At 72.8% G+C, this 21,975-nt stretch carries 20 protein-coding genes; 18 read left to right on the top strand and 2 right to left on the bottom strand.

Going from position 1 to position 21,975, the window contains the following annotated elements:
* Positions 1-3 precede the first annotated feature (3 nt).
* The 16 genes from WDZ95_RS12905 (at position 4) to WDZ95_RS12980 (ending at position 15,334) form a co-directional block, all read left to right on the top strand.
* Entirely contained in the window at positions 4-819 is an 816-nt protein-coding gene (locus tag WDZ95_RS12905) for an ABC transporter permease (RefSeq protein ID WP_425778995.1), read from the top strand.
* Positions 816-1,637: an ABC transporter ATP-binding protein gene (locus tag WDZ95_RS12910; RefSeq protein ID WP_425778997.1), complete on the top strand. Its 822-nt coding sequence runs from the start codon at positions 816-818 to the stop codon at positions 1,635-1,637. Before WDZ95_RS12905 ends, WDZ95_RS12910 begins: the two co-directional genes overlap by 4 nt.
* Positions 1,634-1,849: an AtzG-like protein gene (locus tag WDZ95_RS12915; RefSeq protein ID WP_425778999.1), complete on the top strand. Its 216-nt coding sequence runs from the start codon at positions 1,634-1,636 to the stop codon at positions 1,847-1,849. Before WDZ95_RS12910 ends, WDZ95_RS12915 begins: the two co-directional genes overlap by 4 nt.
* A 7-nt stretch (positions 1,850-1,856) precedes the next feature.
* A complete protein-coding gene (locus WDZ95_RS12920) occupies positions 1,857-3,242 on the top strand; it encodes an AtzE family amidohydrolase (protein ID WP_425779001.1) in 1,386 nt (461 codons plus the stop codon).
* Complete coding sequence (hpxZ, locus tag WDZ95_RS12925) at positions 3,242-3,616, top strand: oxalurate catabolism protein HpxZ (RefSeq protein WP_425779406.1); 375 nt, start codon at positions 3,242-3,244, stop codon at positions 3,614-3,616. The genes WDZ95_RS12920 and hpxZ overlap by 1 nt, the downstream gene beginning before the upstream one ends.
* A gap of 37 nt (positions 3,617-3,653) precedes the next feature.
* Complete coding sequence (locus WDZ95_RS12930; protein ID WP_166228222.1) at positions 3,654-4,760, top strand: BMP family ABC transporter substrate-binding protein; 1,107 nt, start codon at positions 3,654-3,656, stop codon at positions 4,758-4,760.
* Positions 4,761-4,773: 13 nt separating this feature from the next.
* Complete coding sequence (locus WDZ95_RS12935) at positions 4,774-5,883, top strand: ABC transporter permease (protein WP_425779004.1); 1,110 nt, start codon at positions 4,774-4,776, stop codon at positions 5,881-5,883.
* On the top strand, positions 5,880-6,800 hold the full coding sequence (locus tag WDZ95_RS12940; protein ID WP_425779006.1) for an ABC transporter permease: 921 nt from the start codon (positions 5,880-5,882) through the stop codon (positions 6,798-6,800). Before WDZ95_RS12935 ends, WDZ95_RS12940 begins: the two co-directional genes overlap by 4 nt.
* A 14-nt stretch (positions 6,801-6,814) precedes the next feature.
* Positions 6,815-7,504, top strand: coding sequence for a cysteine hydrolase family protein (locus WDZ95_RS12945; RefSeq protein ID WP_425779008.1), 690 nt, complete (start codon positions 6,815-6,817; stop codon positions 7,502-7,504).
* Positions 7,501-9,093, top strand: a complete 1,593-nt coding sequence (locus WDZ95_RS12950; protein ID WP_425779010.1) for an ABC transporter ATP-binding protein — start codon at positions 7,501-7,503, stop codon at positions 9,091-9,093. The genes WDZ95_RS12945 and WDZ95_RS12950 overlap by 4 nt, the downstream gene beginning before the upstream one ends.
* The gene (locus WDZ95_RS12955; protein WP_425779012.1) at positions 9,093-9,770 is read left to right on the top strand and encodes a cysteine hydrolase family protein; all 678 of its coding nucleotides are present in this window, start codon (positions 9,093-9,095) and stop codon (positions 9,768-9,770) included. The genes WDZ95_RS12950 and WDZ95_RS12955 overlap by 1 nt, the downstream gene beginning before the upstream one ends.
* Before the next feature lie 46 nt (positions 9,771-9,816).
* Positions 9,817-10,521 carry a GntR family transcriptional regulator gene (locus WDZ95_RS12960; RefSeq protein ID WP_425779014.1) on the top strand — a complete coding sequence of 235 codons (705 nt, stop codon included), beginning with the start codon at positions 9,817-9,819 and terminating at the stop codon, positions 10,519-10,521.
* A gap of 116 nt (positions 10,522-10,637) precedes the next feature.
* Positions 10,638-11,792, top strand: a complete 1,155-nt coding sequence (locus WDZ95_RS12965; RefSeq protein WP_425779016.1) for an imelysin family protein — start codon at positions 10,638-10,640, stop codon at positions 11,790-11,792.
* 29 nt (positions 11,793-11,821) lie between these two features.
* Positions 11,822-13,219, top strand: coding sequence for a di-heme oxidoredictase family protein (locus WDZ95_RS12970; protein ID WP_425779408.1), 1,398 nt, complete (start codon positions 11,822-11,824; stop codon positions 13,217-13,219).
* Entirely contained in the window at positions 13,219-14,256 is a 1,038-nt protein-coding gene (locus WDZ95_RS12975) for an imelysin family protein (protein ID WP_425779018.1), read from the top strand. Before WDZ95_RS12970 ends, WDZ95_RS12975 begins: the two co-directional genes overlap by 1 nt.
* Position 14,257: 1 nt before the next feature.
* Positions 14,258-15,334, top strand: coding sequence for a DUF1513 domain-containing protein (locus WDZ95_RS12980; protein WP_425779020.1), 1,077 nt, complete (start codon positions 14,258-14,260; stop codon positions 15,332-15,334).
* 34 nt (positions 15,335-15,368) lie between these two features.
* On the opposite strand, the gene WDZ95_RS12985 is transcribed toward WDZ95_RS12980, so the two are convergent.
* Positions 15,369-16,940, bottom strand: coding sequence for a CHAD domain-containing protein (locus WDZ95_RS12985; protein ID WP_425779022.1), 1,572 nt, complete (start codon positions 16,938-16,940; stop codon positions 15,369-15,371).
* Positions 16,941-17,031: 91 nt separating this feature from the next.
* On the opposite strand from WDZ95_RS12985, the gene WDZ95_RS12990 reads away from it, so the two are divergent.
* Both WDZ95_RS12990 and WDZ95_RS12995 read left to right on the top strand, forming a co-directional pair.
* Complete coding sequence (locus WDZ95_RS12990) at positions 17,032-18,228, top strand: DUF4382 domain-containing protein (protein ID WP_425779024.1); 1,197 nt, start codon at positions 17,032-17,034, stop codon at positions 18,226-18,228.
* A gap of 17 nt (positions 18,229-18,245) precedes the next feature.
* A complete protein-coding gene (locus tag WDZ95_RS12995; RefSeq protein WP_425779026.1) occupies positions 18,246-18,806 on the top strand; it encodes a hypothetical protein in 561 nt (186 codons plus the stop codon).
* A gap of 25 nt (positions 18,807-18,831) precedes the next feature.
* Here the strand turns inward: WDZ95_RS12995 and uvrA are convergent, their stop codons facing one another.
* Complete coding sequence (gene uvrA, locus WDZ95_RS13000) at positions 18,832-21,927, bottom strand: excinuclease ABC subunit UvrA (RefSeq protein WP_425779028.1); 3,096 nt, start codon at positions 21,925-21,927, stop codon at positions 18,832-18,834.
* Between the last annotated feature and the right edge of the window lie 48 nt (positions 21,928-21,975).

A 21,975-nucleotide genomic window follows, 5' to 3' on the forward strand; every position in this document is an offset into this window, starting at 1 on the left:
GCGATGGAAGCGGCCAAGCCCTGGAGCCCGCCCGCCTCGAGCGGCGCGCCCGCGCTCCCCAAGAAGACCGACTGGAGCCGCGCCCTGCCCTTCGTGGGCCCGCTGGTGCTGTTCATCGTGTGGGACCTGGTGGTGCGGCTGGGCTTCATCAAGCCCATCCTGCTGCCGCCGCCCATGGCCGCGCTGGGCGCGCTGTTCGGCGGCCTCGCGGGCGGCCCGCTGCTGGGCGACTTCCTCGTCACCGTGTGGCGCACGGTGCAGGCCTTCCTGATCGCGGCGGTGGTCGGCATGCCGCTGGGCATCGTGCTCGGCAGCACCGAGAAGGCCTACCGCAGCGTGGAGTTCCTGATCGACTTCTTCCGCTCCACGCCCTCCTCGGCGCTGATCCCGCTGTTCCTCATGATCTTCGGCGTGTCCGACATCAACAAGGTCGCCATCGCGGCCTTCGGCGCGCTGCTCATCGTGGTGTTCAACAGCGCCTACGGCGTGATCAACGCGCGCAAGCAGCGCGTGATGGCCGCCAAGGTCATGGGCGCCAGCCGCTGGCAGGTGTTCAGGGACGTGCTGGTCTGGGAAAGCCTGCAACCGAGCTTCGTGGGCCTGCGCTCGGCGGTGTCCATGGCGCTGGTGATCGTGATCGTGGCCGAGATGTTCATCGGCGCCGACAGCGGGCTGGGCAACCGCATCATCAACGCGCAGCAGGTGATGAACGTGAAGGACATGTACGCGTCCATCCTCGCCGCGGGCGCCTTGGGCTACGCGCTCAACGTGCTGTTCCTGCTCATCGAACGCAAGATCGTGCACTGGAGCGGCCGATGAACACCCTGATCAACGCCCCCGTGTTCGCCGACGTGCCGGCGCCGCGCTTCCAGCCCGGCCCGGCGGGCACGCACATCACCATCCGCGGCCTCACCAAGTACTTCGCGGGCTGGCCGCTGTACGAGAACTTCGATCTCGACATCCCCAAGCACAAGATCGTCTCGGTGTTCGGGCCCAACGGCTGCGGCAAGAGCACGCTGATCAACATGATCGCGGGCCTGATCCCGATCGACAGCGGCGAGATCCTGTTCGACGGCAAGTCGCTCAAGGACACCAAGATCGGCTACGTGTTCCAGAACTACCGCGAAGCGATGTTCCCGTGGATGCGCACCATCGACAACATCGCCTACCCGCTCAAGCTCGAGGGCCGCAGCAAGGCCGAGGTCGACCGCCGCATGGAAGAGCTCGTGGCCTCGTTCGACGTCAAGTTCGACCTCAAGCGCTACCCCTACGAGCTCTCGGGCGGCCAGCAGCAGACCGCATCCATCATGCGCGCGCTCGCGCCCAAGCCCGAGGTGCTGTTCCTCGACGAACCCTTCTCGGCGCTCGACTTCGAGATGACGCTGTTCATCCGCGAGAAGCTGCAGGAGGTGTTCATGCAGACCGGCACCACCATGGTGCTGGTCTCGCACGATCTCGAAGAAGCGGTGTACCTGGCCGACCAGGTGCTGCTGCTCACCAAGCGGCCCACCAAGGTCGCCGAGATCCTGCCCTACGACGACCCGCGCCCGCGCACCACGGCCACGCTCTCCGAGGCCAGCTTCGTGGCCGCCAAGAAGCGCAGCCTGGAGATCTTCCAGCGCGAGGTGCGGCGGTGAACGGGGCCGCCACGCTCGCCTACGTGCAAGCCGCGGCCGCGCTGCTCGAACTGCCGCTGGACGCCGAGCGCGCCGCGCGCGTGGCCGGCCACCTGGCGCGCACCGCCGCCCTCGCTGCGCGGCTGCAGGCCTTCGCGCTCGACGACGAGACCGAGCCGGTGGCGCTCTACTGCCCCGCGCCGTTTCCATCGGCCCCGGCAACGCCGCGCTGAGGTGCCCATGCCCACGCTCAGCCAGACCGCCCACGCCGTTGCCACCCGCCGCACCCGCGCCAGCGAGGTGCTGCAGGCCTGCATCGCGCGCATCGAGGCCACCGAGCCGCGCCTCAACGCCTTCACCGGCACCCGCTTCGAGGCCGCGCTCGCACAGGCCGCGCAGATCGATGCGCGGCTGTCGCGCGGCGAGGCCGTGGGCCCGCTCGCGGGGGTGCCCTTCGCGGTCAAGAACCTGTTCGACATCGCGGGCGAGGTCACGCTCGCGGGCTCCAAGGTGAACCGCGCGAACCCGCCCGCGCCGGCCGACGCGGTGCTGGTGCAGCGACTGCAGGCCGCGGGCGCAGTGCTCGTGGGCGCGCTCAACATGGACGAGTACGCCTACGGCTTCACCACCGAGAACAGCCACGAGGGCCCCACGCACAACCCGCACCGACCGGGCCACAGCGCGGGCGGCTCCTCGGGCGGCTGCGGCGCCGCGGTGGGCGGCGGCCAGGTGCCGCTGGCCCTGGGCTCGGACACCAACGGCTCGATCCGCGTGCCCGCGTCGTTCTGCGGCGTGTGGGGGCTCAAGCCCACCTTCGGCCGGCTCTCGCGCCGCGGCAGCTTTCCCTTCGTGGCCAGCATCGACCACCTCGGCCCTTTCGCCGACGACGCGGCCGGCCTGGCGCTGGCCTACGACGCGCTGCAAGGCCCCGACCCGCTCGACCCCGGCTGCTTCGCCACCCGGGTGCAGCCCACGCACCGCGCGCTCGACCAGGGCGTGCAGGGCCTGCGCATCGGCGTGCTCGGCGGCTACTTCGCCGAGCACGCGAACGCGCCCGCGCGCGAGGCGGTGGCGCAGGCCGCTGCCGCGCTCGGGGCGCGCGAGACCGTGCTCTGGCCTTTCGCGGCCGAGGCCCGCGCGGCCGCCTTCATCACCAGCGCGAGCGAGGGCGGCGCGCTGCACCTGCAGCGCCTGCGCGAGCGCATGGGCGATTTCGAACCGCTCTCGGTCGACCGCTTCATCGCCGGCGCGCTGCAGCCCGCCGCCTGGTACGTGCGCGCGCAGCGCTTTCGCCGCGTCTACCGCGACCAGGTCAATGCCCTGTTCCGCGACTGGGACCTGCTGATCGCGCCGGCCACCCCCGTGCCCGCACCCGCGCTGGGCAGCGAGTGGATCGAGATCAACGGCCAGCGCCTGCCCTGCCGGCCCTCCATCGGCCTGCTCACCCAGCCGGTGTCCTACGCGGGCTGCCCGGTGGTGGCCGCGCCGATGTGGCCCTCGGGCACCGACGGCCTGCCCCTCGGCGTGCAACTGATCGCCGCGCCCTGGCGCGAAGACCTGGCCCTGCGCGCGGGCCGGGTGCTGGAACAGGCGGGCGCGGCCCGCGTGAAGGAAGCCCTGCCGTGATGCCCATCAACGACCCCGCGGTGCTGGCCGAGGTGACAGCGGCCTTCGAGCGCTACGAGATCGCGCTCGTGACCAACGACGTGGCCGTGCTCGACGAGCTGTTCTGGAACAGCCCGCACACGCTGCGCTACGGCGCCACCGAAAACCTCTATGGCTACGCGCAGATCCAGGCCTTTCGCGCCGCGCGGCCCGCGGCCGGCCTGGCGCGCACGCTGGGTCGCACCGTCATCACCACCTACGGCCGCGACTTCGCCACCGCGAACACCGAGTTCCACCGCAGCGGCAGCGACCGCGTGGGCCGCCAGAGCCAGACCTGGCTGCGCACGCCCGAGGGCTGGCGCGTGGTGGCCGCCCACGTGAGCCTGCTGGCCTGATCCCCCCGCCCCACCCACCCCCACCGGAGCCTTCGCCATGAGCCTTCTCCTGCCCAACCGCCGCGATTCGATCAAGACCCTGGCTGCGCTCGGCGCGGCCGCCGCCTCGCCCCTGGCTTTCGCGCAGAAGCCGATCACGGTCGGCGTGATCTACGTCGGCCCGCGCGACGACTACGGCTACAACCAGGCCCAGGCCGAGGCCGCGGCCCAGCTCAAGAAGATGCCCGGCGTGAAGGTGGTGGAAGAAGAGAACGTGCCCGAGACCGCCGCGGTCCAGCGCACCATGACCGGCATGATCGCGCAGGACGGCGCGAGCCTGATCTTCCCGACCTCGTTCGGTTACTTCGACCCTCACATGCTGGCCGTGGCCGCCAAGTACCCCGACGTGCGCTTCGCCCACTGCGGCGGCATGTGGACCGAGGGCAAGCACCCCAAGAACACCGCGAGCTTCTTCGGCTACATCGACGAGTGCCAGTACCTCAACGGCGTGATCGCCGCGCACATGAGCAAGAGCGGCAAGCTCGGCTTCATCGCGGCCAAGCCGATCCCGCAGGTGCTGCGCAACATCAACGCCTTCACCATGGGCGCGCGCTCGGTCAAGCCCGGCATCACCACCAGCGTGATCTTCACCGGCGACTGGTCGATGCCGGTGAAAGAGGCCGAGGCCACGAACAGCCTGGCCGACCAGGGCGTGGACGTGTTCACCATGCACGTGGACGGCCCCAAGGTGATCGTGGAAACCGCGGCCAAGCGCGGCAAGATGGTCTGCGGCTACCACGCCAGCCAGGCCAAGCTCGCGCCGCAGGCCTACCTGACCGGCGCCGAGTGGAACTGGCTGACCGCGTACACCACCTTCATCGAGGCCGCGCGCAGCGGCAAGCCGCACCCCAACTTCGTGCGCGGCGGGCTCAAGGAAGGCTTCGTCAAACCCTCGGCCTACGGCCCCGCCGTGACCGACGCCGCGAAGAAGCAGGCCGACGGCATCAAGGCGCAGATGGTCGCCGGCAGCTTCGACATCTTCAAGGGCCCGCTCAAGGACAACAAGGGCGCGACCGCGATCCCCGCGGGCAAGGCCTTCAAGCAGACCGACCTCGAGCTCGAGAAGATGAACTACCTGGTCGAAGGCGTCATCGGCAGCGTCTGAGCAGGCCCACGCCATGCGCGACGCCCTCGCCGCCATCGCCCTGCCCACCGGCGCCATCGTGGCCGCGCTCGGCGTGTTCGGCCTCATCGTGTCCTTCGCGGGCGTGGACCCGGTGGCGGTGTGGGTGCTGCTGTTCAAGGGCGCGTTCGGCGACGCGTTCTCGTGGCAGAACACGCTGCAGCGCGCCGCGCCGCTGATGCTCACCGCGCTCTGCGTGGCCCTGCCCGCGCGCGCCGGTCTCACGGTGATCGGCGGCGAAGGCGCGCTGGTGCTGGGCGGCCTGGCCTGCGCGGCGCTCGCGCACGCGCTGCCGCTGCCCGCCAACGCCGTGGGCACCGTGCTGGTGTGCGCCGCGGGCGCGCTCGCGGGCGGCCTGTGGATCGCGCTCGCAGGCTGGCTGCGCCAGGTCCGCGGCATCAACGAGACCATCAGCAGCCTGCTGCTGGCCTACGTCGCCATCGGCCTGTTCAAGCACCTGGTGGAGGGGCCGCTGCGCGATCCCGCGAGCCTGAACAAGCCATCCACGCCCGCGCTGGGCGACGGCCTGCTGATCGGCACCATCGCGGGTTCCGACGTGCACTGGGGCCTGGTGGTGGGCACCGTGGCCTGCCTGCTCGCGGGCCTGTGGCTGCGCTTCACGCCCTCGGGCTTCTCGGTGTGCGTGGTGGGCGGCAACCCGCGCGCGGCCCAGCTCGTGGGCCTGCCGGCCACGCGCCTGATCGTGCTGGCCTGTGCGCTCGGCGGCGCGGCCGCGGGCGTGGCGGGCGCGATCGAGGTGGCCGCGGTGCACACCAACGCCAACGCCTCGCTGATCGCGGGCTACGGCTACGCGGGCATCCTGGTGGCGTTCATCGCGCGGCACCAGCCGCTGGCCATCATCCCGGTGGCCATCCTGTTCGGCGGCTTCGGCGCCGCGGGCAGCCTGCTGCAACGCCGGCTCGGCCTGCCCGACGCGTCGGTGCTGCTGCTGCAGGGCATCGCCTTCGTGCTGATCCTCGCCAGCGAGGCGCTGCGCGAGCGCGACTGGAAACCGCTGCTCGCCGCGCTCGGGCGCTTCGGCCCGTCCGATCCCGTGCCCGTGGTGCTTGGCACGCCCGAGGCCCCGAAAGGAGAACCGCGATGAGCGCCGAACAATGGCTGATCCTGGTCAGCGGCATCGTGGGCGGGGCCCTGCGCGTGGGCGTGCCCTTCCTGTTCGTGAGCCTGGGCGAGTGCCTCACCGAAAAGGGCGGGCGCATCAACCTGGGCCTGGAGGGCGTGCTGGTGCTGTCGGCCATGGCGGCCTTCGGCGCCTCGTACCTCAGCGGCTCGCCCTGGGTCGGCGTGCTCGCGGCCGCGGCCGTGGGCGCGCTGCTGGCCACGCTGCACGGCCTGCTGTGCGCGCTGCCGCGCGTGAACGACATCGCCACCGGCATCGCGCTCATGCTGCTGGGCATGGGGCTGGCGTTCTACCTCGGCAAGCCGCTGATCCAGCCGCAAGCGGCGCAGCTGCCCGCGATCCCGCTGGGCTTCTGGAGCGACGCGCCCGCGGTGCGCTCGGCGCTGCAGCTCAACCCGCTGCTGCCGCTGGGCGTGCTGCTGGCGCTGGCCATGGCCTGGGGCTTCACCCACACGCGCGCCGGCCTGCTGGTGCGGCTGGCGGGCGACTCGGCCCACGCGGCGCGCGCGCTCGGTTATTCGGTGCCGGGCATCCGGCTCGCGGCCACGGCCGCGGGCGGCTGCATCGCCGGCCTGGGCGGGGCCTCGCTCACGCTGTTCTACCCCGGCAGCTGGAACGAGGGCATCTCCAGCGGCCAGGGCCTGATCGCCGTGGCGCTGGTGATCTTCGCGCGCTGGAACCCGCTGCGCTGCGTGGGCGCGGCGTTGCTGTTCGGCGGCGCGGGCGCGATCGGCCCGGCGCTGCAATCGGTGGGCATCGGCTGGGGCTATCACCTCTTCAACACCCTGCCCTACGCGCTCACGCTGCTCATCCTGGTGCTCAGTTGCCGGCCCGGCCAGATCGTGCCGGGCAGCCCGACCGAGCTCTCGTCCAACCGCTGAACGCCCCCGCCGCCATGGAACGATTCGTCGACGCCCACCCCTACGCATGGCCCTGGAACGGCGACCTGCGCCCCGACAACACCGCGCTCATCGCGATCGACATGCAGACCGACTTCTGCGGTATCGGCGGTTACGTGGACCAGATGGGCTACGACATCTCGCTCACCCGCGCGCCCATCGAACCCCTGCGGGCGACCATGGCCGCGATGCGCCGCGCGGGCTGCGCGGTGATGCACACCCGCGAAGGCCACCGGCCCGACCTGTCGGACCTGCCCGCCAACAAGCGCTGGCGCTCGCGCCAGATCGGCACCGGCGGCGTGGGCATCGGCGACGACGGGCCCTGCGGCCGCATCCTGGTGCGCGGCGAGCCGGGCTGGGAGATCATTCCCGAGCTCGCGCCGCTGCCCGGCGAGGTGGTGATCGACAAGCCCGGCAAGGGCTCGTTCTGCGCCACCGACCTCGAGCTCATCCTGCGCACGCGCGGCATCCAGAACCTGGTGCTTGCCGGCATCACCACCGACGTGTGCGTGCACACCACCATGCGCGAGGCCAACGACCGCGGCTTCGAATGCCTGCTGCTGTCGGACTGCACCGCCGCGACCGACCGCGGCAACCACGAGGCCGCGCTGAAGATGATCACCATGCAGGGCGGCGTGTTCGGCGCCCATACCCCCTCGGCCGCCCTGCTGGCGGCGCTGGCATGAGCGCCAACATGAACATCGACGGCCCCGCCGCGCCCATCGGCGGCCTGCCCCCGGGCCAGGGCGCGATGGCGCTCGAGACCTACGGCCTGGGCATGCGCTTCGGCCGTTTCGATGCGCTGCAGGGCGTGGGCCTGAAGGTGGCGCCGGGCACGGTGCACGCGCTGCTGGGTGAGAACGGCGCCGGCAAGAGCACGCTGGTGAAGTGCGTGGCGGGCTTCCAGCGGCCCACCAGCGGCAGCATCCTGATCGATGGCCGCGAACAGGCCGTGGCCAACCCGGTGGTGGCGCGTGGCCTGGGCATCGGCATGGTCTACCAGCACTTCACGCTGGCGCCGGGCATGACGGTGGCCGAGAACCTGCTGCTCGCGGGCGGCCAGTTGGGCGCCGCCATCGACTGGCGCCGCGAGCGCGCGAAGCTCGAGGCCTTCCTGCAGACGGTGCCGTTCCGGCTCGACCTCGACGCGCGCCCGCAGGCCCTGGCCGCGGGCGAGAAGCAGAAGCTCGAGCTGCTCAAGCAGCTCTACCTGCGGCCGCGCCTGCTGATCCTGGACGAGCCGACCTCGGTGCTCACGCCGCAGGAGGCCGACGAGGTGCTGGGCCACGTGCGCGGCTTTGCGCTCAGCGGCCTGTGCACCGTGCTCATCATCACCCACAAGTTCCGCGAGGTCATGGCCTATGCCGACGACGTGACCGTGCTGCGCCGGGGCCGCGCGGTGCACCACGGCGCGGTGCGCGACACCGACCCGGCGCGCCTGGCCGAGGCCATGGTGGGCGACGCCGCGGCCTCCGCTTCGCCGATCCCGGGGGCCTCCCGCGCGGCGCCCGCCGCCGGCGCGCCCGAGGCCCCGCCCGCGCTCGAGGTGCGCGCCCTGCGCGTGCTGGGCGACCGCGGCACGCTCGCGGTGCACGACCTCAGCCTGCGCGTGGCGCCCGGCGAAATCCTGGGCGTGGCGGGCGTGTCGGGCAACGGCCAGCGCGAGCTGGTGGAGGCGCTGGTGGGCCAGCGCCCGCGCGCCGGCGGCGAGGTGCGCGTGCAGGGCGAAACCTATGCCGCCAGCCGCACCGAGAACCACCGCCTGAAGGTGCGCAGCCTGCCCGAGGAGCCGCTGCGCAACGCCTGCGTGGGTGAACTCTCGGTGGCGCAGAACATGGCGCTGCGCGACTTCGATCGCGCGCCGCTGTGCCGCGGGGGCCGGCTGCGTTTTGCCGAATGGCGCCGCCGCGCGCGCGACTGGATCGCCGAGTACGGCGTGAAGACGCAGGGCGAGAACGCGCCCATCCGCAGCCTCTCGGGCGGCAACGTGCAGCGCGCGGTGCTCGCGCGCGAGCTGCACGGCGAGATCAGCGTGCTGATCGCGGCCAACCCGGTGTTCGGGCTCGACTTCGCCGCGGTGCGCGAGATCCACGGCCGGCTGCGCGGCGTGCGCCAGCAGGGCGGCGCCGTGCTGCTGATCAGCGAAGACCTCGACGAACTGCTGGCGCTGGCCGACCGCATCGTGGTGATGAGCGAGGGCCGCGTGTCGTTCGAAACCCCGGCCGCACAGGCCGACCGCAAGACCCTGGGGGCCCACATGGGCGGAGGCCACTGATGCCGATCGACGCACTACCCTTTGCCTTCGGGCTCGACTTCCCGCACGCGGCGCTGGTCATCATCGACATGCAGCGCGATTTCGTGGAGCCCGGCGGCTTCGGCGAAACGCTGGGCAACGACGTGTCGCTGCTGCAGGCCATCGTGCCGGCGTGCACCGCGGTGCTGCGGGCCTGGCGCGCCGCGGGCGGCGTGGTGGTGCACACGCGCGAGGCGCACCGGCCCGACCTGTCGGATTGCCCGCCCGCCAAGCGCCTGCGCGGCAACCCCAGCCTGCGCATCGGCGACGTGGGGCCCATGGGCCGCATCCTGATCGCGGGCGAGCCGGGCAACCAGATCATCGACGCGCTCGCGCCGGCGCCGGGCGAGCTGGTGATCGACAAGCCCGGCAAGGGCGCCTTCTACGCCACCGGCCTGCACGAGCGCCTGCAGGCGCTGGGCGTGACGCAACTGGTGTTCATGGGCGTGACCACCGAGGTCTGTGTGCAGACCTCGATGCGCGAGGCCAACGACCGCGGCTACGACGCGCTGCTGCTCGAGGACTGCACCGAGAGCTACTTTGCGCACTTCAAGGCGGCGGCCATCGAGATGATCCGCGCGCAGGGCGCGATCGTGGGCTGGACCGCGCCGAGCCAGGCCCTGCTGGCCGCGCTGCCCCAGGCCGCGGTGCGCGCCTGAGGCGCAGAATCGCAGGCCACCGCCCCCTCCACCGACACGCGTCCCCGTGCCCGCCCCCCGAACACGCCGCCCCGCCACACCGCCGTCGCGCGCCGACGGCGTGTACGAGCAGCTCAAGCGCGACATCGCCGACTTCCACCTGCTGCCGGGTGACCGCTTCACCGAGAACGAGTTGTGCGAGCGCCTGGGCGTGTCGCGCACGCCGGTGCGGCAGGCGCTGATCCGGCTGCAGCAGGAGGGCTTCGTGGAGGTGATGTTCCGCGCGGGCTGGCGCGTGCTGCCCTTCGACTTCAACCGCTTCGACCAGCTCTACGAATTGCGCCTGTTGCTCGAGACCGCGGCGGTGCAGCGCCTGTGCCAGCAGGACGGCCCGCCCGGCGCCCTGCTGCAGGGCCTGAAGGAGCAATGGATGGTGGCAGCGGCCGATCGCGAGACCGACCCGGCGCGGGTGGCCGCGATGGACGAGGCCTTCCACCAGGCGCTGGTGCGGGCCGCCGGCAACGACGAGCTGTCGCGGGTGCACCAGGACGTGACCGAGCGCATCCGCATCATCCGGCGGCTGGACTTCCTCAAGCCGGTGCGCATCGATGCCACCTACGACGAGCACGCCAAGATCCTGCGCGCGGTGCTGGCGCACAACGCCGACCGCGCGGCGCTGCTGCTGCGCACGCACATCCAGACCAGCCAGGTGGAGGTGCGCAAGATCACCCTGCACCAGGTGTTTCTGGCGCGGCAAACGCCGGGCGGGTGAGTCGCGGCGCGGGCAGCCGTGCCGGCGCCCTGAAGAAACCCCGCCGCGCGATCTTAAGTTAATGCTAAGAATTATTCGCATTTAGAATCCGGCGCATGTCCACCCGGGAGACCCCCATGCGCCTGAAGACCACCGCCGCCGCCGCCCTGCTCTCGCTCGCCCTCGCCGCCCCCGTGTTCGCCCAGACCGCGGCCACCCCGGCCAGCGTCGCCGCGCACTACGCCACCCTGGTTCACGCCAACTACGAGGACACTCTCAACGCCGCCAAGGCCCTGCAGGACGCCGTCAAGGCCCTGACCGCCGCGCCTTCGCAGCAAACCCTGGACGCCGCCCGCAAGGCCTGGCTGGCCGCGCGCGAGTTCTACGGCCAGACCGAGGCCTTCCGCTTTTACGGCGGCCCGATCGACAACGACAACGGCCCCGAAGGCCGCCTCAACGCCTGGCCCATGGACGAGTCCTACGTCGACGCCGTGCAGGGCAAGGCCAACGCGGGCATCGTCAACAACCGCAAGCAGGCCATCACCAAGAAGGCGCTGTCGGCCCTCAACGAAAAAGGCGGCGAGGAAAACATCGCCACCGGCTGGCACGCCATCGAGTTCATGCTCTGGGGGCAGGACCTGTCCGAGACCGGCCCCGGCAACCGCAGCTTCGAGGACTTCGTCGACGGCAAGGCCCCCAACGCCGACCGCCGCCGCCAGTACCTGAACGTGGTCACCGAGCTGCTGGTCGACGACCTCGGCACCCTCGTGAAAGCCTGGGCCCCGAACGCGAAGAACAACTACCGCGCGCGCTTCGAAAAAGGCGGCAACGAGTCGCTGCGCAAGATGTTCGTCTCGCTGGGCTCGCTCTCGCGCGGCGAACTCGCGGGCGAACGCCTGGAAGTGGCGCTCGCCAGCCAGGACCAGGAGGACGAGCACAGCTGCTTCTCCGACAACACCCACCGCGACGCGGTGGCCAACGCCAAGGGCATCGAGAACGTGTGGCTGGGCCGCTACGTGCGCGCCGATGGCAGCACCCTGCAGGGCCCGAGCCTGCGCGACCTGGTGAACGCCAGGGACGCCGCGGTCGCCAGCAAGACCAGCCAGCAGATCCGCACCTCGGTGGAATCGGCCGAGGCCATTCCCGCGCCCTTCGACCGCGCGATCGTGATGGGCTCGGCGGGCCGGCCGAAGATCGAGGCCACCATCAAGAGCCTGACCGCGCAGTCCAACGACATCGTGTCGGCGGCGGCCGCGATCGGCATCCAGAAACTCACGCTGGTGCAGCCGTGAAGCGCGCGGCGGCGGTGCTGGGCCTGGCCATGGCGGTGGCCACCACGGTCGCGGCGGTGTCCGCGCCCGACGACGCCGCCACCGATGCGCTGGGCGAAAAGCCCGGCGGCGACACCACCGTGTGGGCCACGGGGCAGAACGCGTTTTCGTTTCCCGCGGCCAACCTCAGCGATCCCGAGCGCACGCGCTTCGTGATCGGCAACTCCTTCTTCAAGCGCAACTGGGTCGAAGCGCCCGCCAGCACCAAGGCGCGCGACGGCCTGGGCCCCAACTTCATCGCGCGCTCCTGCGGCGCCTGCCATGCCATGGACGGCCGCGGCGAGCCGCCGTCGTGGCGGCGCGGCCTGTCCGACGAGAGCCCGCTCGCGCTGCTGATCCGCCTCTCGGTGCCGGGCACCGACGAACACGGCGGCCCGCGCCACGACCCGGTGTACGGCGACCAGCTCAACACCTCGGCGGTGCAGGGCGTCAAGCCCGAGGGCCGCGTGCGCCTGCGCTGGAGCGCGGTGCACGGGCGCTTCGCCGACGGCACGCGCTACACGCTGCAAAAGCCCGAGTACGTGATCGACCGCCTGGCCTACGGGCCGTTCGCGCCCGGCATCATGACCAGCCCGCGCGTCGCGCCACAGATGATCGGCGTGGGCCTGCTCGAGGCCATTCCCGAACAGGCCATCCTGGACAACGCGCGCGCGCAGGCCGAAGCGGGCGGCCCGATCAAGGGCCAGCCCAACCGCGTGTGGGACGTGTTCGCACAGCGCGAGATGCTGGGCCGCTTCGGCTGGAAGGCCAACGTGGCCACGCTTGCGCACCAGACCGCGGGCGCCTTCCATGGCGACATCGGCATCACCTCGGCGCAATTCCCGCACGAAACCTGCACGCCCGCGCAGACCGACTGCCTGGCCGCGCCCACCGGCGCGCGCAACGGCCAGCCCGAGATCGACGCCAAGACCCTCGACGACGTGGTGTTCTACCAGGCCACGCTCGCGCCGCCCGCGCGCCGCAATGCCCGCGATCCGCAGGTGCTGCGCGGCCAGCAGCTGTTCGCGCAGGCGCAGTGCGCGGTCTGCCACCGGCCCTCGTACACCACCGCCGAAGGCCCGTTCCCGCGGCTCACCAGCCCGGCGCTCCAGGGCCAGACCATCTGGCCCTACACCGACCTGCTGCTGCACGACATGGGCGAGGCGCTGGCCGACGGCCGCCCCGACTTCCTCGCCAACGGCCGCCAGTGGAAGACGCCGCCGCTGTGGGGCATCGGCCTGTTCAAGGACGTGAACGGCCACACGAAACTGCTGCACGACGGGCGCGCCAACGGCGTGCTCGAAGCGGTGCTGTGGCACGGCGGCGAGGCCGAGGCGAGCAAGCAGCAGGTGCTCGGGTTCAGCGAGGCCGACCGCCGCGCGCTGGTGAAATTCGTGGAGAGCCTGTGATGCGCATCCGCCCCCTGATCGCCGCCCTGTGCTGCGCCCCCACGCTGCTGTGGGCGCAGATCGCCGTGCCCTACTACCACTCGGAAGACGCGCTCGCGGGCCTGTACGCGGGCCACAGCGCGCCGCGCGCGCGCGCCTTCGCCGAGCGCGCGCCCGAGCTCGTGGCCGCGCTGCAGGCCCATTGCAGCGGCCCGGGCGCGCTCGCGCCCGCGCGCCAGGCCTGGACGCAGACCATGCTCGCCTGGGAACGCCTGGCCGCGGTGGCCGTGGGGCCGCTGGTCGAGCGCCGCTCGCTGCGCGAGATCGACTTCCAGCCGCTGCGCCCCGAGCTGCTCAAACGCATGCTCGCGCGCGAGCCGAAAACGCCCGAGGACTTCGAGCGCGTGGGCACGCCGGCCAAGGGCCTGCCCGCGATCGAGCACCTGCTGTGGACCGCGCCCGCGGCGCCGCGCACGCCCGCCTGCGGCTACGCGGTGCTGGCCGCGCAGGCGGTGCAGCGCGAGGCCGAGGCCCTGCGCAGCGCCTTCGACGCGCTGGCCGCCACGCCGCCCGAAGAAGAAGACGCGGTCGCCCCCTTCGTGGAGTTCGTGAACCAGTGGCTGGGCGGGCTGGAACGCCTGCGCTGGGCCAGCCTGGAAAAACCGCTGCGCGAGGCCGGCACGCGCGGCGGCACGCCCGCCTTCACGCGCGAGGCCAGCGGCCAGACCGCCGCGGCCTGGGCCGCCGACTGGGCCGAGCTGCGCGCGCTCGCGCGCCAGCCCGACGCGGGCGCCCCGCCCATCGCCACCGCACCGGGCACGCAGGCGCCGATCAGCATCGAGTCCTACCTGCGCGGGCGCGGGCACCTCGCGCTGGCCGACCGCTGGCACAACGCCGTCGACGCGGCCGACCGCGCGATGCAGGGCCTGAACCCCGCGCGCCCCGCGACGGTCGAGGCCACGGCGCGTGCGCTCAAGGGCCTGACCGCGCTGATGCAGGCCGAGGTGGCCGCGGGCATGGAAGTGAGCCTGGGGTTTTCCAGTGCCGACGGCGATTGACATGCCCGCGGGTCTGACACGGCGCGCGCTGCTGGCCTGGCTGGGCGCGGCGGCCTGCGCGCCGGCATTCGCACAGGACGGCGGCACCCTGCTCGCCGCGAGCTGGCTCGAAGGCGACCGCCACCTCGCGGGCCTGCTGCGCCTGGACGGCACGGGCCTGCAGGTGCAGGCCGCGCTGGCGCTGCCCACGCGCGCGCACGGCCTCGCGATGGAGACCGGCAGCGGCGCGCCCAGCGTGCTGGTGGCCGCGCGCCGCCCGGGCGACTGGCTGCTGCGCTGGCAGCCCGCGAGCGGCCACACCACCTGGCACTGGGTCGACGACGACCGCGTGCTCAACGGCCACGTGCGCCGCTCGCCCGACGGCCGCGCGGTGTGGACCACCGAGACCGACCAGGCCGATGCGAGCGGCCTGATCGGCGTTCGCGACGCCGCCACGCTGCGCAAGACCGGCGAATGGCGCACGCACGGCATGGACCCGCACGCGATGCTGGTGCTGCCCGAGGCCCTGGGCGGGCTGCCCGCGGGCACGCTGGTCGTGGCCAACGGCGGCATTCCCACGCAGAGCGAAACCGGCCGCAGCCACCGCGATCTCTCGCGCATGGACCCGTCGCTGGTGGCGCTGCACCCGGGCACGGGCGCGCTGCTTGGCCAGTGGCGGCTGGGCGACCCGCGCCTGAGCATCCGCCACCTGGCCTTCGACCCCGTGGGCCGGCGCGTGGGCATTGCGCTGCAGGCCGAGCACGACGACGAGGCGCGGCGCCGCGACGCCCCGCTGCTGGCCACCTGGGACGGCCGCGCGCTCACGGCGGCGCCGCCCATGGCGGGCGCGCTCGGCTACGGCGGCGACATCTGCGCGCGCGCGGGCGGCGGCTTCTGGCTCAGCGCCACGCGCGCCAACCAGCTGCTTGGCCTCTCGCCGCAGGGCGAGCTGGTGGACCGCATCGCGCTGCCCGCGGCGGGCCCGCTCGCGGCGCGCGAGGGCCACGCCTGGGCCGGCGGCGACGCCGCGCTGTGGCGCGACACCGGCAGCGCGCCGGCCACCGCGCTGCGCTTCGACAACCACTGGGCGCTCGCCTGAGCCGTGGCGTGCCGCAGCGACGGCGGCCGGGCGCTCACCAGGGCAGCGGCGTGCGTTCGAGCGAACGTTCGAGCGTGGGCAGCGCGAGCAGGCCGGCGTCGAGCTGGGCCTGCAGACCGGTCTGCAGCGCGGCCACGAGCGCGGGCGCAAGGCCGGCCGGCGCCTGCTGGAGCAAGGCCTGGGCGGTGCTCAGGTCGTTGAGCTCGCCGAGCAGGGCCTGGGCCTCGGCCAGGCCGGCGGTGCTGCGCGCGGCGCGGCGCGGCGCAAGCACACCGCTCAGGAATTCCTGCGTGTAGCGCAGCCGCTTGAGCGCCAGCCGCAGCTCGTGGCGGCCCTCGGGCCCGAGGCGGCGCGCCTCGCGCGCCTGTTCGCGCAGCCGCGCGTGGCCGTCGTGCAGGTGGGCGCGGGCCCAGGCCGACAGCCCGCCCGCGGGCGCGCGGCCCGCCACCGGCAGGGCCAGCAGCGAGCGCGTGAAGGCCAGTACCGCGAGGGCGTGGTCGGGCGCGGCCAGCGCCGCCACCGCCGCGCGCTGGGCCGCCTGGCGCTGCGCGCGCACCCAGGCGCGCAACGCCGCGGCGTCCGCGCGCGCGTCCGGCTCGGGCAGCAGCGTGGGCAGGGCCTCGGTGTCGAAGACGTCCCAGTTGCGCGCGGCGCCGAGCAGGTGCGCCAGGTCTTTCCAGTGGGCCGACCAGTACCGCACCCAATCGGCCGGCAGCTGTGCGCGGAACAGGCGCAGGCCGGTGCGCAGGCGGCGCAGGGCCACGCGCGCCTGGTGCACGAATTCGGGGTCGGGCGGCTGGCGTGCCTCGCGGACGGCGTCGAGCAGGCCCTCTTCATTGGCCTGCAGGTGCTGCAGGGCCGCGAGGCAGGCGAGCCGGCAGGCCTCGCGCACGGGCATGGCGTCGTGCAGCGCGATCGGCGCCGCCTTGTGCGGCGCCGGGCGCTCGCCCTGGAACAGCGCGTAGCCGCGCTCGGCCTTGCTGCGCTGCGCGGGGCGCAGCCGCAGCGCGCGGTCGTGGTGGCCGTCGGGGCCGAGCACCAGGGTGTGCGCGAGGTCGAGCAGCGCGTCCACCGGGCCGTCGAGCAGTTCGAGCTCGAGCTCGAGCAGGGGCGCGCGCCGCACCGCCGAGCCGCTGCCCGAGCGCAGCTCGCCCTGGTCGAGCGCGATCTCGATGCGCGCGCCGGCGTGCGACACGAGCCAGGTGCAGCGCGTGAAATCGGTGTGGAACACGGGCACCAGCGCGCCGGCCCAGGCGTCGAGCTGCCGCGCGAGCGCGGCGTCGTCGACGAAGCGCGCGAAGCGCAAGGCCCCGCGCGGCCGCGGCACCTCCCACTCGCCGCGGCGCGACAGGCCGCCCACCGAGCTGCCCGCGGTCTTCACGGTGAGCAGGGTGCGCGCGCCCACGCGGCGCTCGCGCACGGCCATGCGCGCGGCGCGCAGTTCGAGCGCAGGCGTGTCGAAGTAGGTGTTGAGCAGCCGCTGGCCGGGCCGTGCGCCCGAGCGCAACAGCGGGTGCGCGAGCAGGCGCGGCAGGTCCTGCGGGTGCAGGCTGAGCTTGAGTTCGGTTTCCTGGGCCATGGGTTCGCGCGCTGGGGGCACGACCATAACCTACAACTTGTAACGCGGCGATGTCCGGCTCGGCCAACAATCGCCTGCCCCGCGGCCGCGTGCGCGGCCTGCGACAGGAGACATGCCCATGAACATCCCGAACCCGAAGACCGGCCTCAAGGCCCTCCTCCTGGTCGGCCTGGCGGCGCTGCTGGTGGCCTGCGGCGGCGGCGGAGGCGGCGGCGCGGCCGGCAGCGGCACGCTGCGCGTGGCGCTCACCGACAACCCCGCCTGCGGCTACGACGAGGTGGTGGTGACGGTGCGCGAGGTGCGCGTGAACCAGAACGCCGCGGCCGACAACGACCCGGGCTGGCAATCGATCCCGGTGAGCCCGCCGCTCACCGTGGACCTGCTGGACTACACCAACGGCGCACTGCTCGAGCTCGGCCAGACCCGCCTGCCCGCGGGCCGCTACACCCAGCTGCGCCTGGTGCTCGACGCCAACACCGGCGTGCTCGCCGACCGCAACTGGATCGTGCTCTCGGGCAACCCGGGCGTGCGGGTGCCGCTGAAGACGCCGAGCGGCCAGCCCTCGGGCCTGAAGATCAACACCAGCCTGGACGTGCAGCCCAATGGCCTGACCGACGTGGTGCTGGACTTCGACGCCTGCAAGTCGGTGGTGGTGGCGGGCGGCTCGGGCCAGTACCTGCTCAAGCCGGTGCTGCGCACGCTGCCGCGCGTGGACACCGGCGTGACGGGCGAGGTCTCGCTGGCCGCGGCGGCGGCCGGCGCCACGGTGTCGCTGCAGCAGAACGGCGAGGTGCGCCGCGCCACCTTGCCCGACGCCAATGGCGCCTTCAAGCTGCAGCCGGTGGAGCCCGGCGAGTACACCCTGGTGGTGGCCACGCCCGGGCGCGCCACCGCCGCGGTGCGCAATTTGCTGGTCTTCAGCGGCCAGCTCGCGCGCGTGGCGCCCGCGGGCGAACGCATCGACCCGCCCGCCTCGGCCAGCGCGGCCTTCACCGGCACCGTCACCATCACCCCCACGCCCACCGAGATCGAGGCCGACGTCGCGCTGCGCCAGTCCCTCACCAGCGGCGACGTGGTCACGCTGGTGGACCGCCGCGTCAACGCCGTCACGGGTGCCTATGCCTATGGCGGCGTTGCCGTGGAGGCCCCGCGTGTGGCCCAGCACGCGGCCGGCGCCAGCCTGAGTTTCAACGCCGACAACGCGGCCGCGGGCCGCTTCGAGCTGCGCGCCACCACGGGCAGCAGCGCCAAGACCGCCGGTCCCCTGAGCGCGGGCGCGGGCGCCACCGTGAACCAGGATTTCGCCTTCCCTTGACACCCGGAGTTTTCGACATGACCCGACACACCCCCCACGCCCTGCTGAACACCCTGGCGCTGGGCCTGGCACTGGCGCTGGGCGCCGCGCCGGCCCTGGCCGAAAAGCCCGAGCACGCCGGCGGCGGCAAGCACAAGGAACACAAGCACAAGCCCGAGCGCGAGGGCCGCGGCGAACGCGAGTTCCGCGGCGAGCGCGACGACGGGCCGCGCCGCACCGTCTCGGGCGGCGACCGCACCAACGTGTCGGTCAACATCCAGATCGGCAGCTATTTCACCGCGCCGCAGCGGCGCGCCGTGGTCGAGTACTACGAGCCGCAGTTCCGCGCCGGCCATTGCCCGCCGGGTCTGGCCAAGAAGCGCAACGGCTGCATGCCGCCGGGCCAGGCCAAGAAGTGGCGCACCGGCTACCCGCTGCCGCGCGACGTCGTCTACTACCCGGTGCCCGCCGACATCGCGATCCGCCTGGGCACGCCGCCGGCCGGCCACAAGTTCGTGCGCGTGGCCACCGACATCCTGCTGATCGCCGTGGGCACGGGCCTGGTGATCGACGCCATCGACGACCTGGGCCGGCTCTGAGGCCGGCCGCCGCACCGCGCGCCGCTCAGAGCAGCCGCGCGAGGTAGCGGCCGGTGTGGCTGTCGGGGCAGGCCGCGACCTGCTCGGGCGTGCCCTGCGCCACCACCGTGCCGCCGCCCGAGCCCCCTTCGGGCCCCATGTCGATCACCCAGTCGGCGGTCTTGATGACGTCGAGGTTGTGCTCGATCACGACGATGGTGTTGCCCGCGTCGCGCAATTGGTGCAGCACCTTGAGCAGCAGCTCGATGTCGGCAAAGTGCAGGCCGGTGGTGGGCTCGTCGAGGATGTAGAGCGTGCGGCCGGTGTCGCGCTTGCTGAGTTCGAGCGCGAGCTTCACGCGCTGCGCCTCGCCACCCGACAGCGTGGTGGCGGCCTGGCCGAGCTGGATGTAGCTCAGGCCCACGTCGAGCAGGGTCTGCAGCTTGCGCCGCAGCGTGGGCACGGCGCTGAAGAAGTCGTGTGCCTGCTCCACCGTCATGGCCAGGATCTGCGCGATGTTGCGGCCCTTGTAGAGCACCTCGAGCGTTTCGCGGTTGTAGCGCTGGCCGTGGCAGACCTCGCAGGGCACGTAGACGTCGGGCAGGAAGTGCATCTCGACCTTGACCACGCCGTCGCCCTGGCAGGCCTCGCAGCGGCCGCCCGCCACGTTGAACGAGAAGCGGCCCGGGCCGTAACCGCGTTCGCGCGCGGTGGGCACCTCGACCATGAGCTCGCGGATGCCGGTGAACAGGCCGGTGTAGGTGGCCGGGTTGCTGCGCGGCGTGCGGCCGATGGGCGACTGGTCGACGTTGATGACCTTGTCGAAGCCTTCGATGCCCTCGATCGCGTCGTGCGGCGCGGGCTCGTCGTGCGAGCGGTAGAGCGTGCGCGCCACCGCGGCGTACAGCGTGTCGTTGACCAGCGTGGACTTGCCCGAGCCCGACACGCCCGTGACGCAGGTGAAGAGGCCGACCGGGATGTCGACGCTCACGTTGCGCAGGTTGTTGCCCCGCGCACCCACCACGCGCAGCGCGGCGCCGCCCGTGGCCGCGGCCGGCGCGGGCGCCGCGGCGCGCGGGCCGGCCGGAAACCGCGGCCGCCGTGCGGCGGGCTCTTCGGCGCGCGCGGCGGACGCGGCGGAGGCGGGCGGCTGCCACGCGGTGCGCTGCGCGGGCACCTCGATGCGGCGCGCGCCGCTCAGGTACTGGCCGGTGAGCGATTCGGGGCTGGCCAGCACCTCGGCGTAGCTGCCCTGGGCCATCACGCGGCCGCCGTGCACGCCCGCGCCCGGGCCCATGTCGACGATGTGGTCGGCGGCGCGGATCATGTCCTCGTCGTGCTCGACCACGATGACCGAATTGCCGAGGTCGCGCAGGTGCTGCAGCGTGGCGATGAGGCGGTCGTTGTCGCGCTGGTGCAGGCCGATGCTGGGCTCGTCGAGCACGTACATCACGCCCGTGAGCCCGCTGCCGATCTGGCTCGCGAGCCGGATGCGCTGCGCCTCGCCGCCCGAGAGCGTGTCGGCGCTGCGTTCGAGGCTCAGGTAGTTCAGACCCACGTTGTTGAGGAACTTCAGGCGCTGGCGGATTTCCTGGATCACGCGCGCCGCGATCTCGCCCTTGGCGCCGGGCATGACGAGCTCGGCGAACCACTGCTGCGCCTCGCCGAGCGTGACGTGGCCGATCTGGTGGATGGCGCGGCGCTGCGCGCCTTCGCCCACGAACACGTGGCGCGCCTCGCGGCGCAGCCGCGCGCCGCCGCAGTCGGGGCAGGGCTGGCTCGCGCGGTAGCGCGCGAGCTCTTCGCGCACGGTGATGCTGTCGGTCTCGCGCCAGCGGCGCTCGAAGTTGTGCACCACGCCTTCGAAGGGGTGCTTCTTGTTGACTTTCTTGCCGCCACGCTCGCCGCCGTCGAGCGCGTAGCTGAAGCGCACGGCCTCGTCGCCCGAGCCGTGCAGCACCACCTGGCGCACCGCCTCGGGCAGGTCTTCCCAGGGCGCTTCGGGATCGAAGCCGTAGTGCGCGGCGAGGCTTTCGATGAGCGCGTAGTAGTGGCCGTTGCGACGGTCCCAGCCCTTGATGGCGCCACTGGCCAGGCTCAGCGAGGGGAAGGCGACGATGCGCGCGGGATCGAAGAACTCGGTGTGGCCCAGGCCGTCGCAGGTGACGCAGGCGCCGATGGGCGAGTTGAAAGAGAACAGCCGCGGCTCGAGCTCGCTCACGGTGTAGGCGCACAGCGGGCAGGCGAAGCGCGCCGAGAAGGCGTGCTCGGCGCCGCTGTCGGTGTCGAGCGCGATGGCGCGGCCGTCGGCCAGGCGCAGGGCGGCCTCGAAGCTCTCGGCCAGGCGCTGGCGCTGCGGGTGCGCGGCGTCGTCTTCGCCCGCGGCGCGCACCTTCAGGCGGTCGATCACGACGTCGATGTCGTGCTTATCGTTCTTGCGCAGCGCGGGCAGCTGGTCGGCCTCGATCACCTGGCCGTCAACGCGGAAACGCACGTAGCCCTGGGTCTGCATGTCGGCGAACAGCTCGGTGAACTCGCCCTTTCGGGCGCGTGCCACGGGGGCCAGGATCATGAGCCGCGTGCCCTCGGGCAGCGCGAGCGTGCTGTCGACCATCTGGGCCACGCTCTGCGCGGCCAGCGGCAGGTCGTGGTCGGGGCAGTGCGGCGTGCCGGCACGCGCGTACAGCAGGCGCAGGTAGTCGTGGATCTCGGTCACCGTGCCCACGGTGGAGCGCGGGTTGTGGCTGGTGGCCTTCTGCTCGATCGCGATCGCCGGCGCCAGGCCTTCGATCAGATCGACGTCGGGCTTGTCCATGAGCTGCAGGAACTGCCGCGCATAGGCCGAGAGGCTTTCCACGTAGCGGCGCTGGCCCTCGGCGTAGAGGGTGTCGAAGGCCAGGCTGGACTTGCCCGAGCCCGACAGGCCGGTGATCACGACCAGCCGGTGCTTGGGCAGGTCGAGATCGATGTTCTTGAGGTTGTGCGTGCGCGCGCCGCGCACCGAGAGCACGGCGCTGCGCTGGCGCAGCGCTTCACCGAGGTAGCGTGCATCGGCCTCATGGACGGTGGGAGCGTCGGCGGGCCGGTCGGTGGGCGGGTAGGAATTCAAGATGTCCGGGGGGCGTCGGAGACAACCCGGCATGATAAGCCGCGGCCGTCGGCCGGGCCGGCCACCCCGGACGGCCCGCCG

Origin of the sequence: Hydrogenophaga sp. T2 (assembly GCF_049843535.1) — a bacterium.
GTDB classification, from domain to species: Bacteria; Pseudomonadota; Gammaproteobacteria; order Burkholderiales; family Burkholderiaceae_C; genus Hydrogenophaga; species Hydrogenophaga crocea.

Excerpts from the sequence above, each read along its gene's own strand:
- WDZ95_RS12905 (WP_425778995.1), top strand. The coding sequence starts at position 4 with ATGGAAGCGGCCAAGCCCTGGAGCCCGCCCGCCTCGAGCGGCGCGCCC.
- WDZ95_RS12910 (WP_425778997.1), top strand. The coding sequence starts at position 816 with ATGAACACCCTGATCAACGCCCCCGTGTTCGCCGACGTGCCGGCGCCG.
- WDZ95_RS12920 (WP_425779001.1), top strand. The coding sequence starts at position 1,857 with ATGCCCACGCTCAGCCAGACCGCCCACGCCGTTGCCACCCGCCGCACC.
- hpxZ (WP_425779406.1), top strand. The coding sequence starts at position 3,242 with ATGCCCATCAACGACCCCGCGGTGCTGGCCGAGGTGACAGCGGCCTTC.
- WDZ95_RS12930 (WP_166228222.1), top strand. The coding sequence starts at position 3,654 with ATGAGCCTTCTCCTGCCCAACCGCCGCGATTCGATCAAGACCCTGGCT.
- WDZ95_RS12935 (WP_425779004.1), top strand. The coding sequence starts at position 4,774 with ATGCGCGACGCCCTCGCCGCCATCGCCCTGCCCACCGGCGCCATCGTG.
- WDZ95_RS12940 (WP_425779006.1), top strand. The coding sequence starts at position 5,880 with ATGAGCGCCGAACAATGGCTGATCCTGGTCAGCGGCATCGTGGGCGGG.
- WDZ95_RS12945 (WP_425779008.1), top strand. The coding sequence starts at position 6,815 with ATGGAACGATTCGTCGACGCCCACCCCTACGCATGGCCCTGGAACGGC.
- WDZ95_RS12950 (WP_425779010.1), top strand. The coding sequence starts at position 7,501 with ATGAGCGCCAACATGAACATCGACGGCCCCGCCGCGCCCATCGGCGGC.
- WDZ95_RS12955 (WP_425779012.1), top strand. The coding sequence starts at position 9,093 with ATGCCGATCGACGCACTACCCTTTGCCTTCGGGCTCGACTTCCCGCAC.
- WDZ95_RS12965 (WP_425779016.1), top strand. The coding sequence starts at position 10,638 with ATGCGCCTGAAGACCACCGCCGCCGCCGCCCTGCTCTCGCTCGCCCTC.
- WDZ95_RS12970 (WP_425779408.1), top strand. The coding sequence starts at position 11,822 with ATGGCGGTGGCCACCACGGTCGCGGCGGTGTCCGCGCCCGACGACGCC.
- WDZ95_RS12975 (WP_425779018.1), top strand. The coding sequence starts at position 13,219 with ATGCGCATCCGCCCCCTGATCGCCGCCCTGTGCTGCGCCCCCACGCTG.
- WDZ95_RS12980 (WP_425779020.1), top strand. The coding sequence starts at position 14,258 with ATGCCCGCGGGTCTGACACGGCGCGCGCTGCTGGCCTGGCTGGGCGCG.
- WDZ95_RS12985 (WP_425779022.1), bottom strand. The coding sequence starts at position 16,940 with ATGGTCGTGCCCCCAGCGCGCGAACCCATGGCCCAGGAAACCGAACTC.
- WDZ95_RS12990 (WP_425779024.1), top strand. The coding sequence starts at position 17,032 with ATGAACATCCCGAACCCGAAGACCGGCCTCAAGGCCCTCCTCCTGGTC.
- WDZ95_RS12995 (WP_425779026.1), top strand. The coding sequence starts at position 18,246 with ATGACCCGACACACCCCCCACGCCCTGCTGAACACCCTGGCGCTGGGC.
- uvrA (WP_425779028.1), bottom strand. The coding sequence starts at position 21,927 with ATGCCGGGTTGTCTCCGACGCCCCCCGGACATCTTGAATTCCTACCCG.